Genomic DNA, 14,822 nt, shown 5'->3' on the forward strand with positions numbered 1-14,822 from the left:
GGGAATGTGACCGGTAAAGCGGCCGGAACGACGACGATCGAGGTCGGTTACGAAGGCCTCAGCAAAACCGTCAGCGTAACCGTCACCGGCAGCGAAGAGCCTGGGGAACCCTCCTTAAAGATTACCCCGACCTCCCTGTCCCTGAAAGAAGGGGCCAGCGGTCAATTGACCGTAACGTATAAGGATGCGGAAGGCAATGAATCGACCGTGACGGATGCGGTTTACTTGTCGCAAAATCCGCAGATCGCAACCGTAATGGCAAATGGGGTAGTAACGGCGCTGAAAGCCGGCACGACCGCCATTGATGTCACCTATCAAGGCTTGACGGAGCATGTGGCGGTGACGGTCACTGCGGCAAATCCGCCTAGCAACGGAGGCGGATCCGGAGGCGGTGGATCCAGCAGCGGCGGTAGTACATCTACAACCACGCCAACTCCACCTTCCCCGCCGGTACCGCCTAAAAATGCCGTAGCTATCAAGGCAGGCGAAACGACGGTCGTGAAGCTGCCGAACGGGTTCACGCTGACGATTCCCGAAGGCGCGATTACTTCGCCGGAGGCCGCCTTCGTACAAGTAACGCCGGCGACCGAAGACGAAACGAAGAAGCTGCTGGAAGGCTTGAAGCTGGCGGCGGGGATTCAACCGTTCGGGATTTACTATAATATCAACATCTTGACGAAGGACGGAAAACCGTTGGAGAATATCACCCTCAGCAAGCCGGCCGAAGCGGCTATTCCGCTGACGGCGCTGAACCCCGGGGCGATCAACGGGGAGAAGATCAGCTTCTACAAGCTGGGAGACAAGGGCCAACTGGCTCAGTTCTTCGGAAGAGTGGCGGACGGCAAGGTCGTTGCCAACCTGTACGGCTTTAGCCGGTACATGTATTTGGCCAAGAATATCACGTTCACTGATGTAACGGCGGCGAATTATCCGTGGGCGGTGAACGAAATCGAGGTGCTTGCGTCCAAAGACATCGTAGCGGGGGCGAGCGATGGAAGCTTCCATCCCGAAACGCAGGTGACCCGGGCCGAGTTTGTATCCATGCTCGTGCGGGCGCTGGAACTGAAGCCGGATCAGAACGCGGCCGGCGCGGTTACCTTCAGCGACGTTCCGGCCGGCAGCTGGTACGAGGACGCGGTGAAGACCGCCACTTCGAAAGGCATCATCAGCGGCTATGCGGACGGCGTGTTTGCGCCGGACCGTCCGATCACCCGCGCCGAGATGGCCGTCGTGGTATCCAAGGCGCTGGACGTCTTGGGCCAATCGGAAGGGGCGAGCGGCGATCTTGCCGGCTTTGCCGACCAGGATCGGATTCCGGGCTGGGCCTCCGAGGCGGTATCCAAAGTTACCGGACTTGGCATCATGAAGGGCAAAGCGGGAGGCCGCTTCGAATCCGGCCTGCCGACGACCCGCGCCGAAGCGGCCGTGGTCGTCTACCGAATCTTCAAAGACTTTAAAAACTAGTACAATGCTCAAAACAGCTGCCGGTGTCTTTAGCCGGCAGCTGTTTTTATGCCTATATGGTTGAAGCGACACCGCCGATTTTTAGAAATTCCTGCACTTTTGCAGGCTTTTGGCTGGGAACGCGCGAATTCCCCGAAAAAACTGCACTTTTGCAGGTTTTTCCGATTTGAGCCGATGGGCGACGGGGGAGCCTGGTGTTTATTGCGGCCAGGTACCGCTGGAACGTGCCGCTTCGGCGATTTTCATTCCTGTTCCCCGTCTTGTTTTCTTTCCCTGTTCGCCGCAGGCCGTCTAAAAGCCGCCGACGGTTCATATACATGGCAATAAAGGAGCGTGAACGGATGGATCAAAAAGTGCAGCGGTATTACGAGCTGAAACAGCTACAGAAGGAAGCCGAGCAGGAGCTTGCCGCTTTGCGCGGGGACATTTTGGAACACTGCCGGGAGCTGGGCACGTCCGAACTCGACGTTGGCGGCTACCGGATCAAAGCGATCCGCCAGGAGCGGAAGGAGTACGACGACCATAAGCTGTACGAGGCGCTCCCCGATCCCGGCGTGTGGCGGCTGATTTCCAAGGCCGACGCGCAGAAGCTGGCGGGACTGGTGAAGCTGAACGTCATCCCCGAGGAAAAGCTGAAGGATACGTTCACGGTCAAGAGCGTTACGCTGCTGCAGGTGGATAAGAAGTAGAGGTCTGCGGTTGGAGTGGGTACGGTCAGCGATAGAGTTTTTAGGCACTAATTCCTGCATCTCATGCAGGAATTTTTTTTATGGAGTTCATCGTTTACTAGATTTTACCCAGGGCTGGAATTGCGCTGATAAACCGCTGATATAGTGATTCGTTGATAGGAACTAAAAGGAGAGTGAGACTATGCGAAAAAAGACGATCGGCACGAGACTGTTAACCCTTTTACTAGTCTTTGCGGTTGTATTTAACCTTGCCGCCGGGGTTTGGGCGGCAGAAGGAGATGCCTCGCCAACGCGGAACATCCATGTCCTCAGCGATGAGAAGATCGCCAGCGGCGTAAACTACGCCGAAGAGGACATCAACGATTTTTACGATACGGGCAATAGAGTTAGAGTGAACAGACTGGCCATCGATCCGTCCGATCCTTATACGAAAGTGATTTCCGGGAAAGCCCTGGAAACGGTCAATGCCATGGAAACCGTTCCGAATCAGGCAGAACGTGAAATATTGAAAGGCAACCAGGTCGTTGCCGGGATCAACGCCGATATGTTTGATATGAGCACGGGGATGCCCATCGGATTGATGGTCAAGGACGGCGAGCTGATAACGAGCCAAAACCCCGATGAAACGGGAGGTTCCTACCGAACCAGCTTCTACGTGGACCGGAATAACGTTCCGGGAATCGATTCTCTTCACTTGGAAGGTTCGATTTCGGTAAACGATAGCGTATATGACGTGAATCTGCTCAATCGAAACCAAGGCGTTTCCGACGCGCTGGTCATCAACACCGGCGATATTACGCAAAATCACAAGATGACGCACTACTATGCGGGGAACCAGGGGAATTCCGCGTTCGCGTTAATCCGCGTCGATTCCTTTGATGGGGTTTATTCCGGCCGGGAGTATACAGGCACCATCGAAGGCATATAAGCGAGGACGGTTTCGATATCCCGGAAGGCTACATCGTGCTAGCGGGATATGGAACGAAAAAGGCCGAGGTCGAATCCATGGTTCCGGGAGATCCCATCGGCTTCCGCTTTAATCTGTACGTCGGTTCGGTTCAAAACAATGACATTGCGACCTCGGTCGCCTTCAACACTTGGCTGGTGCGCGACGGTCATGCCCTCGACGCTAGCGAAATGCCCGACAAAACAAGTTTCACGACCGGGCCGAATGCACGCACGGCGTTAGGCATCAGAGCGGACGGCAGTCTGGTCGTCGTGACCGTGGACAAGCCCAACGCCAATTTCAACGAAAGCATCGGGGCCTCGCTTCCGGATCTTGCCAAGTACATGCGGGATGCCGGTTGCGTAAACGCCCTTAATCTGGACGGCGGCGGATCTACCGAGATGATCGTGCGCAAAGCCGGAAGCGATAAGCCGGTTACCGTGAACCATCCCAGCGACGGCGGTTCGCGGGTCGTAACGAATTCGCTGCTGTTTGTCAGCTCCGCCACCAAATCCGGGGTTGTCGGCAATGTGGTCGTGGATAAAAACGCGACCCTCTACAAGGGCTCAAAGTACGACTTTACCTACAGAGTTACGGATGAATTCGGCAATTCCATTTCTAACGTCGATAAAGAGGTCGAGTGGCACGCAACCTTGGGCAGCATTGACGAAAACGGCCGGTATACCGCTCCGAACGAAGCGGGGAGCGGCGAAGTTACCGCAACCGTTAACGGCATCGAAGGCAGCGCGGCCGTGACCGTCGTCGATGCTTTTGCGTCGATCGATTTTACCGCAACCACCAGCGTGGTCATGCAGTCCAATGAAACGAAGCAGTTCGAATTTAACGCGGTGGACGCAGCGGGAAATCGGGTCGTTGTAGATCCTTCGCTGGCCGAATGGAGTCTTACGGGCGATATCGGCACAGTAAGCGAAAGCGGGCTCGTCACGGCGACAGCCGATCACGGCACCGGAACGCTTACCGCATCCATCGGCGGGCAGACCGTCATGGCCGTCATCTCGGTCGGACTCAAAGAACAGATCATCGATGGTTTCGAAACGTATCCGATCGAAGGCTACCATTTAAGCGGATACGGTTACGGCAACGTGGCCCAATACGCCGGGAGTGCAGGCTCAAGCCCTTATCTCAGCATCTCATCGGACATGAAACACTCCGGCTCGCGCAGCTTCAAAATGGACTATGATTTTACCCCATGGACCCGGCAGTATAACGGAACGTTGAACTGGATACCGCATTGGTATACGGGAAGCAAATGGCCGGACGAACTTGCGGGGCAAATGGATGCGACTTATAAAACGGAAGTATATCCGAAAAAATTCGGCGTATGGGTGTATGGCGACGGAAAGGCGCCGTGGCTGAGATCGATTTTCCAGGACGGCACCGGGGCCAACAAAACGATCGACCTTACCAGCGACAGTGACGATGTCAACTGGGTAGGCTGGAAATATATTGAGGTAAACATTCCCCAGGGCTGGCAATTGCCGATCCGGTTGAACTATTTATACTCCGTAGAAACGGATAAGGCGAAACCGGCGTATTCCGGAACGATTTATTTGGATGATCTGAAATTTTTATACACCGACGAGGTTACGGATTTTAGCGGTCCGGAGTTTACCGATACGACTCCTGCATCCAATAACGTCTATAGCGGCACGCTGGATTTCTCCACCGCGATCACGGACAAGCTCTCCGGCGTGGATGCGGACCGGATTACCGTCCAAGTCAACGGTGCGGATCAAAATTATACCTTCGATGCAAACACCGGCCGCTTAGGATTTAAACTGGAAAACCTGTCCGAAGGAGACTACAACGTATTCGTCGAGGCTTATGACCTGGAATCCAATCCGTCCGTACCCTGGATCGATAAAACCTACCATGTGGATTTGTCTCCGGATACGGTTGCTCCAACCCTTTCGAATGTTACGCCTACTTCGGACGTCACGGTCAAAATTCCGGCTCCAAGAATCACCTTTAACCTTCAGGACGAAAAAACAAAGGTCGAAGCAAAGGACATCTCGGTAAAACTGAACGGCACTACGCTGCCGGTTTATTACGACGAAAGCACGGGCTGGGGTTATGCCGAGCCGGAACGCGAGCTCCCGAACGGTTCTTATCTCCTGGCCATCGATGCGAAAGATCGTGCCGGGAACGCGATGCAGACCTACACGGACCAGTTGGACGTCGCTTCCGTTGCGCAGCCTGCGGACCGCCAAAACTTCAGCATCTCGGTGGTTCCGGACACGCAGGGCAACGCCTTTACCGAACGCATCTTCAAAAGGGCTGCCGCGGATGACACCTCGCTGGTCATGCATCTTGGCGATATCGTCGACGACGGTTCTCAGGCGCAATATGACGATGCCGTCCGGTATGCGGAACTGTTCGGCTCCAAGCCGTTATTCGTTTTAGCCGGCAACCATGAGGCATTCAAAAACACCCTGGACCTTTTTTATGAAAGATTCGGTTCTCCAACGATGCATTTTGATTACGGTAACACGCTGATCATTATGTTGAACTCGGCTTACGGACAAAGCATCAGCGCCTCCGATTCCACGCAGTTCCATTATCTGGAGGAGGTTCTTGCCAAAAATACGCAGCCCAATGTACTGGTTTTCAATCATGTCGTCACAAGAGACGATTTCGGAACGGCGCATGAAATGAATCCTTCCGACGCTGCCAAGTTCGAAACCATATTAAGCGCTTATAAAAAGCAGCATCTGAACGTGGATATAGGCGTTTTATTCGGGCATCTTCATACCTTGCAGTCCTGGGAAGTGGTTGGCGTAAAATACATCATTGGAGGAAATGCGGCCAATAAGGCCTATGTCGGACATGGGGACGGGGATTTGCTTGGCAGCGGGAAGATTACGGTTACGAACGGAAAAATGAAATACTCCTTCGATCCTTTGCTGACGAAAGTATACATCAAAAATGGGGCCATCCTCTCCAACAAGATGAAAGTGGTCGTCGGATCCCGGGTTCAGTTGGATTTGTTCGGGGATTTCAGAGAGTACCCAAGCCAATATGTAGCCCAGCTGAACTCGCGAGTATGTCGCGATCGCTTGGAAGTCCAGTAATGAAGCGGTAGCGACCGTCGACGAAAACGGTGTCGTCAGTTCAAAAAAGGCGGGCGCGGCAACCATCACGGGAACCTCCGGCGGAAAGAGGCACTCGATAACCGTTGAAACGGTGAATCCCGCGGACGTGAAGCCCGTCAAACTGGAGCTTATCCTGCCCGGCAGCCTGCGGGTCGGCGATGAGACCATCCCGACGATCAAAGCCACCGATGCTTACGGCTCGGCGTATGCCCTTGATTTAAAAGATGTTTCATTTAGCTTCAAAAACGGTCTAGTATCCCAAACCACCGCTGGAACCTTGCTAGGCATAGGGGTTGGCGAAGAAGAAATCACCGCGCGGTTCGGAGGTCTGCAAGCAACGGCCAAAGTGATGGTCTTAGCGAAGCCAAGCTCCCCGTCATCCGGTTCGGAAGGCGGTTCAGGGAGTGCCACTGTTCCGGACAATACGGATAAGGCCGGTGCGGATCAGGCGATCGATATTTCTAAAGACAGCCGAGTGTCCGGGGCCCTCTTTGCTGAACTCGGCAAAGGTAAAGGAGAGACCGTTACTTTTATCGGCAGCGGATATCAATGGACGGTACATGCGGAAGACATCACGAACCCTGCGGTTGCAGACCGTTTGGATTTAGGCGTAAATCTAGTAAAACTGGCCCCGGTCGGGAAGATCGAAACTCCGGTGCAAGTCAACCCCAATAGGGTCGTGCTGGGCTTTGCTCTCAACCACCATGGCGAGCTGCCCGGAAAGATGACGCTGGAAGTGAATGCCGGCGGAGAACATGCAGGCCAAACCTTATACCTGTACGCCTTGAATACGCAAGAGGCGGCCCCGCGTCTCCTGCAGCGGCTTCCGGTGGATGATAACGGCCTAATCGCTATTCCGTTTGCGGCTTCCGCCGATGCCGAATATATTTTGACGACGCAAAAAATCGTCGATTTCACCGATGCCGACAGCCATTGGGCCAAAGCGTACATTTATTATTTGGCCGGAAAAAATATCATCAGCGGGATCAATGAACAGCAATTTTTGCCAAATCAAGCGATTACCCGCGGTGAATTCGTTAAAATTATCGCCGGAGCGGCAGGAGCGGACGTACCCGCTAATACGGGCAACCGATTCGCCGACGTCGATCCTTCAGATTGGTTTGCGCCTTACGTTGAATGGGCCAGCGAGGAAGGGATCGTTAACGGGATCACCTCCGGCTCGTTTGCGCCAAATGATAAGATCACCAGAGAACAGATGGCCGTGATCCTAGTCCGCCTGAGCGATAAGTTGGGTTATCCTTTGGGAGAGCCGGCTGCTCCGGTTCGCTTTAAAGATGAAGCCCAAGTCGCTCCTTATGCGATTCAGGCCGTGAAAACGGCGCAGCAAGCCGGGCTGATCCAAGGATTGGCCGATGGCCGGTTTGCGCCCGCCCAAAGCGCCACGCGAGGCGAAGCAGCCAAAATGCTGGCCAATCTGCTCAGATCGATGGAAAAGCAGAAATAAGGCGGGATCGCCGTAACCGAAAAATGTATCCCAAAAGTCTCTTGCCGATTCAAAACGGCAAGAGACTTTTTGATCCAAGTTGAGCGATTCATTTTCCATATATCTTTGAAAACGTTCTTTTGATATAGTGAGGATAATCATTTTTCAGGGAGTGGGGCGCGGATGTTTCGCAGATGGTTTATTCGCAATAGCAGCGTGCAAAACAAGTTTCTGATCTCGACCCTGTTCCTGATCCTTATTCCGCTCGGGCTGTTCGGCATCATTTCGTTCCAGGTTTCCAAGCAATCGATCGAATCGAAAGTGAACCAACTTAACTTAAGGACGCTGGGCCAAATATCCGAAAAGACGGACATGCTCATCGACGATATCATCTCGGTGTCCAACACCTTTTATCTGAATACGGACGTCACCCACGGTTTCTCGACCCGCTTTGCCCCAAACAGTTACGAGGAAGCGCAGATTCGTTCCGCTTTCGACCGGCTGCTGACCAACTCGATTTACTCCTTCGGAAACATCAAATATGACGTTACTCTACTAGGGCTCAATGGATTTAAGTTATCGACGAATCCCCAATATCAATCTGCACGTTTGCAGGACATTGTGGAGCAGGACTGGTACCGCACGGCGACGGAGGCCAAGGGACGGATTTTGTGGATTACCGAACCGATTCCCGGCCTCGGCCCCGCGGGAACGGCCGATCATTCGGTTTACGCCGTCCGGGTCAGCAACCTGTTCGAAAGCTGGGCGCCGATCGGGCTGGTCATCATTCGCATTGACGAAAAGACGCTGAGAAATCTATATGCCGGTTCTTTGGACGAAAATCAGGAAATCATCATCGTCAACGACGGCGAGGTCGTCTCTTCAAACGAGCGTTTCATGGAAAACGTCGATTTAAATAGCCGGTCTTATTACAAGAAAATCGACAACTACGATTCCGGCTATTTCGTGGATCGGGAACTGGGCACCGAGCAGTTGATTTCGTTCCAGACGATCGGCAAAACGAACTGGAAGCTCGTATCGTACACCCCGACGCGTACCGTGCTGGCTTCGATCAACCGGATCCAAACGATCGTCGTGGTCGTTTTTGCCATCGTGGCGTTACTATCCTTCGCAGCCTCCTATTATATGGCGCGGCGGCTGGCCATTCCGATCAAACGGCTGCACAAGGATTTCGGCCGGGTGGAGCAAGGGGACTTGTCGGTCAGATCGCCGGTTTACGGCGAGGACGAAATCGGCCTGCTGACCCGGAAGTTCAATCAAATGGTCGGCAAGCTGAACGAGCTTATGCACGATGTTACCCGGGAACAGCAAAATAAACGGCAGGCCGAGATCCAGGCGCTGCAGTCCCAAATCAACCCCCATTTTCTGTACAATACGCTATCCTCGATCCGGTTCATGTTATACAAGCATGAGCCGGAGACGATCGATGAGGTGATTGTGGCGCTGGTGCGCTTGTTGAAACAGTCGATATCCAAGCCGGATGAATGGATTCCCATCGAAGAGGAGCTTGGCATTCTGAAAAATTACCTGTTCATTCAGCAAATTCGCCAAGGCAACCGGTTGGATATCCAATACGAAATCGATGACGGCATTCTCCCTTACCGGACGATCAAGCTGATTTTGCAGCCTATCGTCGAAAACGCCATTTTTCACGGCATCGAACCGAAGCGGGAAAAAGGCACGATCCGGATTAGAGGCTGCCTTGAAGGCGAAGACATTGTGTTTGAGATTATCGACGACGGCATCGGCATGGACGCCGGCGCGCTATCGGACTTCGGGCGCAAAACGGCTGGCGAAGAAAACGCACACGGCGGGGGGTTCCGCAACGTCCATGAGCGCATCCAGCTTCATTTCGGAGAGAAGTACGGCCTTGCGCTCAAGCCTGGGGACAATGGCGGCACGCAGGTCACCGTACGCATCCCGGCATTTTATCATCTGGAGGAAGCGAAGCAGCGATGAATATACTGATAGTTGACGATGAACTGATCATCCGCGAGTGGTTTCGCATGACGGTGGACAAGCTAGGCGAGGAATACAACATCATCGGGGAAGCTTCCAACGGCGAGGAAGCCTTGGCGTTTTGCTCGAACCATCCGGTAAACCTGGTCGTAACGGACGTGAAAATGCCCGGCATGGACGGGCTTGAACTGATCAAACGGCTTAAAGACGAGCACCCGGGGATTCGTTCGGTCATTTTCAGTTCCTATAACGAGTTCCATTTTGCCGTCGAGGCGTTGAAATTCGGCGCCAGCGAATATGTGCTTAAAGCGGAGATCACGTTGGCCGGTTTGGCGGAGATCCTGCACAAAGTCCGCAGGGACCTCGAACTGGAGCGGAGCCGGGCGCTGGAGGTCAATTCGCTCAGGCATGTGCTGAATCAAAACGAGCAGGCGCTGCGTGCGGCCTATTTCCGGGAACTGCTGCTGGGCAGCCGGCAAGCGGTTATGCAATTCGCCGAGAAAATGGATTTCTTTCGCATTGGGCTGACGGAAAAGAATTTAACCCTGCTGGCGCTTGGCATCATCCATCGTCCCGAGCGCGAGGGGCGGCTGAAAATCGGTGACCCGACGCTGCTGCAGCATGCCGTCATTAATGTATTGAACGAAACCTTGATGAATGAGACGGGCGGCGGTTGTGCCTTTTTTTATGACCCGGACGTGTACCTCCTGTTGGTCAACGCCTCGGCATCCGGCATGAAGTCGCAGCGGGAATTGCTGCTTCTGACAGCCAGCCGGGTATTGGAAAACCTGCAAAGGTTTCTTGGCATCGAAGCGGCGATCGGGATCGGCATGACCTACGGACGGCTTGCGTTCCTCCCGAAACAGCTGGACGAGGCGCTGGAGGCGCTTGACCGCAACTGGTTTTACGGCGATCGCGGCATCGCGTATTTCCAGGATGGGGATACGAGGGGGGAAGGCGAGAAGACCGACGCCAGCTTGTTAAAACCGCATGCGGACGCCTTGGCCAAGCTGCTTGAGGAGAACAGGCCGGAAGAGGCGTTGGCCGAATTCGAACGTCTGCGGCGGACGGCGGAAGCCGAAAAATCGATACCGCCCCCACAGATTCGTACGCTGTTCCTTGAGCTGATCTACAAGGCGGTCAATCAGGCGCGGCGACTTCAAGTCCCGGAGGACAAGCTGGATTTGACGCTTGGCGAAGCCGCCGGACATGCCATGAACAAGAAAGCTTATCCCGAGCTCGCGGATTGGACCTGCGAGAAGCTTCGGGAGGTGGCGGAAACGATGGAGGCCTGCCGCGTCCGGTACGCCGAGCCCGTGGAAGCCGCGTGCCGGTACATCCGGCAGAATTATGCGAAGGACATTCCGCTCAGAGAAATCGCCGGGCATGTCCACCTGAGCCGCACCTATTTCAGCGAGTTGTTCAAGAAGGAAACCGGGTTGAACTTCAATGAGTATCTGATGCAAATCCGTATGGAAAGGGCGAAGGAGATTCTTGAGCAGCGGCAGATGCGCGTCTCGGACGTGGCCATGGAGGTAGGCTATGCCAATGCCAGCTATTTCATCAAGCTATTTAGAAAGTACGTCGGCGTTTCGCCTTACGAATATATGGAGAGGCAAGGCGGCCGGACTCGTTAAGCGGGGTTCTCCGAATCCACATGCCGTGGATTCGGAGTTTTTTTGCATGCGGCCGCGAATCCGAATAACGTGTTATAGAAGACGAATATTGTGCTATGGCTTAACCGCGGCTATGCCTTGCGTTGCCCGAAGACGGGATCAAAGTCATAAAAGAACGGAATCCCCTGTCACCGGGGGAAGGGGGGCTTATCGTATACTTGGCTTGCAACAACCGGAAACAGGACAAAGGGAGGTCACAAAGGATGAACAAAAAATGGTTGGCTGCCGCAGCGGGCTTGGCCCTTCTGGCGACGACCGCGCTCAGCGGCTGCGGAAGCGGCGGGACGGAGAAATTAAACGAAAAGGCTGCAGGCAATAACAAGGAGACGACGCTCACGTTCTGGAGGGCGGGTACGGACGCGCAGGAAAATGCGTATTGGAAGCGGGTAATCGGCGAGTTTGAAGCCAGCCATCCGGGCGTGAAGGTGGAACTTAGCGAAGCCCCGTTCGGGAACGACATGGAGACCAAGTTGAACGCGGCTTACGCCAGCGGGACGGCGCCGGACGTCTTGTCGTATACGCTGGCTTCCGTGGCGCAGCGCGCCAGCCTGGGCCAATACGAACCGCTGGACGAGTATTTGGCCGATTGGGACGGGAAATCCGATTTGATGGAAAGCGTAGCGCAGACGGGTTTTTATAACGGGAAGCAGTACGGGCTCGGTTTCATTCCCGACCCTCGCGTCTTGTTATGGCGCAAGGATTTGTTCAAGGAGGCGGGGCTGGATCCGGAGAAGCCGCCGGGCAGTTGGGAGGAACTGGCCGATTACGCCCAGAAGCTGACGAAGAAGGACGGCAATACGACGACGTTGGCAGGGTTTGCCATCCCGACGACGGCCGGGTGGACGCTTTGGCAGTCCTTTGTCTTGCAAAACGGCGGCCTGATTATCGATGAAGAGAACAACAAGCCATTGTTCGATTCGCCGGAGGCGATCGAAGCGACCGAATATCTTGCGGATCTCGTGGCGAGGGGGTTAACGATCCCCAACGATTCGAACAAGTCCAACGAAAATCTGTTCCCGAACGGAAAAGCGGCGATCGCGTACGACAGTCCTACGGCCTACACCAATTTGCAGAAGGACCATCCGGAGCTGCAAGGCCAAATCGGCGTATCCGGCCCGATCGAAAGAAAGCAAAAGGCAACGTTCTCCGGCATGAGGCTGCTGTTTATGAGCTCGCAAAGCAAAAACAAAGAACTGGCCGCCGAGTTCATCAAACAGGTGTTGTCCAAGGAGGAAACCTGGAAACGCTATACCGAGCTGGGGGCGCCGGTCGTATTGAACTCCTTGAAGGAGGATTACATCAACGACAAGCCGGAGATCAACCAGGCTATCTTCGACGCGGTTATGTACGGTAAGGGCGCGGCAAAGGTGACGTATGCGGGCAAGCTGACCGAGATTATCAGCCAGAATCTGGAGGCCGCTTATTATGGCAGAGTTTCGGCCGAACAGGCGATGAAGGCCGGCGTCGAGCAGATGAACAAAGAGCTGCCCAATTTGATCGTAAAATAAAACGGCCCTACTTGCGGAACGCCTGATTGCCGAAAAATCGCGCACGGGCGTTTCGCTATTCAGGCATATCCAGCCATAATTGAATTTTGCGAGGTGAGGTACGAATGAAACCGGCGCTTTCCGGCTCGAAAGTACAGGAACGGATCAAATCCAGGCGGGGGACGAATATCGACTACGTCGGTTACGCCATGATCGCCCCGGGTTATCTGGTCTACTTCTTGTTCATTTTCATCCCGTTGCTTGTCGGGGTTTATTACAGCTTTACCAACTATAATTTCTACAGCACACCGCAGTTCGTCGGATTGCAGAACTATATTCGCCTGCTGCACGATGAATTGTTCGGCACGGCGATGTACAACACGTTGATCTATGCCTTGTTGACGATTTTGCCGCAGATGTTCTTGGGACTGGTGTTGGCCGCGCTCTTGAACGGAAAGGTGTTTGGCCGCGTGTTTTCCCGGGCCAGCATTTATATTCCCAACGTAACCTCCATGGTCGCCGTATCGATGATCTGGCTGTGGATTTACGACCCGGCGCTGGGGATTTTGAACCGGATGATCAAAACGTTCGGCTTTGACCCGGTGCAGTGGCTCTATAATCCGGACACGGCAATGCTGGCGGTGGTCGTCATGAGCATCTGGAAATCGATCGGATATACGATGATCGTCTACTTGGCCGGCTTGCAGTCGATCCCTTCGAGCTTATACGAAGCCGCCCATATGGATGGAGCTTCGAAAATCAGGCAGTTCTTCTCCATTACGATTCCGATGCTGAAGCCGACCACTTTCTTCATTCTCGTGATGTCCTGCATCAACTCCTTTATGGTGTTCGAGCAGGTGAATATCATGACGGGCGGCGGACCGCTCAACTCGACGACCACGGTCGTCCATCAGATCTATTTGCGGGGCTTTCAGGACTTTCAAATGGGTTATGCCTCGGCAATGGCTGTCGTGTTGTTCATCATCACGCTGGCGATTACCCTGATTAATTTCCGGTATGGCAATCAGGGAGACGATTTGGACGTCGATTAAACAGAAGACCAAGCAATCATAGATATTAGATGGAGGTGGAGAGCTTGAGTATCAAACGAAACGGCCGCTTCTTGTTGTCCGTCGTGCTTTTGGCCGTGGCCGCAGCAATGCTTGTTCCTTTTCTGATCATGGTGTTAACCTCTTTCAAGACGATGGGAGAGATCCAATCGCCGACCTTCGCTTTATTCCCGAAGGAATGGCATTTTGACAATTACGCCGTGGCTTTATCCCGGGGAGACTGGGCCAGATACTTCTTCAATTCTTTTGTCGTCACGGTCATTACCGTGATCATCAGTCTGGTCCTGAACTCCATGGCCGGTTACGCTTTTGCGCGGCTGCGGTTTCCGGGGCGGAACGTGTTGTTCTTTTCCGTCCTGATCGGGATCATGGTACCGGCCCAGACGACGATGATTCCCACTTTTCTGATGATGAAGCAGTTTCCGCTTGCGGGCGGAAACGATTTGTTCGGCCAGGAAGGGATCGGCTTTATTAACAGCTACACCGGCTTGATTCTGCCGTTTGTCGCCGGTTCCTTCGGCATTTTCTTGTGCCGCCAGTTCTTCCTTAACTTTCCGAGGGCGCTGGACGAAGCGGCGCAAATTGACGGAGCATCCAAGTTCCGGGTATTTTTTCAAATATATTTGCCGCTGAGCAAACCGATTTTGGCCACGCTCGCCATATTCAAAACGACCTCCGCCTGGAATGATTATATGTGGCCGCTGATCATGACCAATACGCCGGAGATGAGGACGGTCCAACTGGGACTCACGATTTTTCGGGGAGAAACGAACGTGGAGTGGAATTTGCTGATGGCTGCCACCACATTGGTCGTGTTACCGCTGATTCTGTTGTTCCTAGCCGCTCAGAAATATTTCGTGCAGGGAATCGTAACGACCGGCCTGAAAGCCTGATCGGAGGGATCAAGATGAAAACGATACTTTTACGGATGGTGTTAAAATAGCACATGAGAT

At 53.9% G+C, this 14,822-nt stretch carries 10 protein-coding genes and 1 pseudogene; all 11 read left to right on the plus strand.

Going from position 1 to position 14,822, the window contains the following annotated elements; genetic code table 11:
* The coding region (locus ACQ4N8_RS23615) for an S-layer homology domain-containing protein (RefSeq protein ID WP_430706803.1) at nt 1-1,464 on the plus strand (1,464 nt) is incomplete at its 5' end.
* Nucleotides 1,465-1,805: 341 nt separating this feature from the next.
* Nucleotides 1,806-2,153: a hypothetical protein gene (locus ACQ4N8_RS23620; RefSeq protein WP_430706804.1), complete on the plus strand. Its 348-nt coding sequence runs from the start codon at nt 1,806-1,808 to the stop codon at nt 2,151-2,153.
* A 181-nt stretch (nt 2,154-2,334) separates the two neighbouring features.
* Entirely contained in the window at nt 2,335-3,081 is a 747-nt protein-coding gene (locus tag ACQ4N8_RS23625) for a hypothetical protein (RefSeq protein ID WP_430706805.1), read from the plus strand.
* A 35-nt stretch (nt 3,082-3,116) separates the two neighbouring features.
* Nucleotides 3,117-6,191: a phosphodiester glycosidase family protein gene (locus ACQ4N8_RS23630; RefSeq protein ID WP_430706806.1), complete on the plus strand. Its 3,075-nt coding sequence runs from the start codon at nt 3,117-3,119 to the stop codon at nt 6,189-6,191.
* Nucleotides 6,172-6,228: pseudogene (locus tag ACQ4N8_RS23635) on the plus strand (hypothetical protein); the annotation flags it as partial. The gene ACQ4N8_RS23630 and the pseudogene ACQ4N8_RS23635, both read left to right, overlap by 20 nt.
* 90 nt (nt 6,229-6,318) lie before the next feature.
* Entirely contained in the window at nt 6,319-7,677 is a 1,359-nt protein-coding gene (locus ACQ4N8_RS23640) for an S-layer homology domain-containing protein (RefSeq protein ID WP_430706807.1), read from the plus strand.
* 162 nt (nt 7,678-7,839) lie between these two features.
* On the plus strand, nt 7,840-9,636 hold the full coding sequence (locus tag ACQ4N8_RS23645) for a cache domain-containing sensor histidine kinase (RefSeq protein ID WP_430706808.1): 1,797 nt from the start codon (nt 7,840-7,842) through the stop codon (nt 9,634-9,636).
* Nucleotides 9,633-11,273, plus strand: coding sequence for a response regulator transcription factor (locus ACQ4N8_RS23650; protein WP_430706809.1), 1,641 nt, complete (start codon nt 9,633-9,635; stop codon nt 11,271-11,273). The genes ACQ4N8_RS23645 and ACQ4N8_RS23650 overlap by 4 nt, the downstream gene beginning before the upstream one ends.
* Before the next feature lie 242 nt (nt 11,274-11,515).
* Nucleotides 11,516-12,820 (plus strand): ABC transporter substrate-binding protein, encoded by a 1,305-nt coding sequence (locus ACQ4N8_RS23655; RefSeq protein ID WP_430706810.1) that lies wholly within the window; start codon nt 11,516-11,518, stop codon nt 12,818-12,820.
* 104 nt (nt 12,821-12,924) lie between these two features.
* Nucleotides 12,925-13,851, plus strand: a complete 927-nt coding sequence (locus tag ACQ4N8_RS23660; protein ID WP_430706811.1) for a carbohydrate ABC transporter permease — start codon at nt 12,925-12,927, stop codon at nt 13,849-13,851.
* A gap of 44 nt (nt 13,852-13,895) precedes the next feature.
* Nucleotides 13,896-14,762: a carbohydrate ABC transporter permease gene (locus ACQ4N8_RS23665; RefSeq protein ID WP_430706812.1), complete on the plus strand. Its 867-nt coding sequence runs from the start codon at nt 13,896-13,898 to the stop codon at nt 14,760-14,762.
* Nucleotides 14,763-14,822 lie beyond the last annotated feature (60 nt).

Source organism: Paenibacillus macerans, assembly GCF_050565405.1.
GTDB lineage: Bacteria > Bacillota > Bacilli > Paenibacillales > Paenibacillaceae > Fontibacillus > Fontibacillus macerans_B.

What these genes read in the sequence shown, in the direction of transcription:
- ACQ4N8_RS23620 (WP_430706804.1), top strand. Translation starts at nt 1,806, where the DNA reads ATGGATCAAAAAGTGCAGCGGTATTACGAGCTGAAACAGCTACAGAAG.
- ACQ4N8_RS23625 (WP_430706805.1), top strand. Translation starts at nt 2,335, where the DNA reads ATGCGAAAAAAGACGATCGGCACGAGACTGTTAACCCTTTTACTAGTC.
- ACQ4N8_RS23645 (WP_430706808.1), top strand. Translation starts at nt 7,840, where the DNA reads ATGTTTCGCAGATGGTTTATTCGCAATAGCAGCGTGCAAAACAAGTTT.
- ACQ4N8_RS23650 (WP_430706809.1), top strand. Translation starts at nt 9,633, where the DNA reads ATGAATATACTGATAGTTGACGATGAACTGATCATCCGCGAGTGGTTT.
- ACQ4N8_RS23655 (WP_430706810.1), top strand. Translation starts at nt 11,516, where the DNA reads ATGAACAAAAAATGGTTGGCTGCCGCAGCGGGCTTGGCCCTTCTGGCG.
- ACQ4N8_RS23660 (WP_430706811.1), top strand. Translation starts at nt 12,925, where the DNA reads ATGAAACCGGCGCTTTCCGGCTCGAAAGTACAGGAACGGATCAAATCC.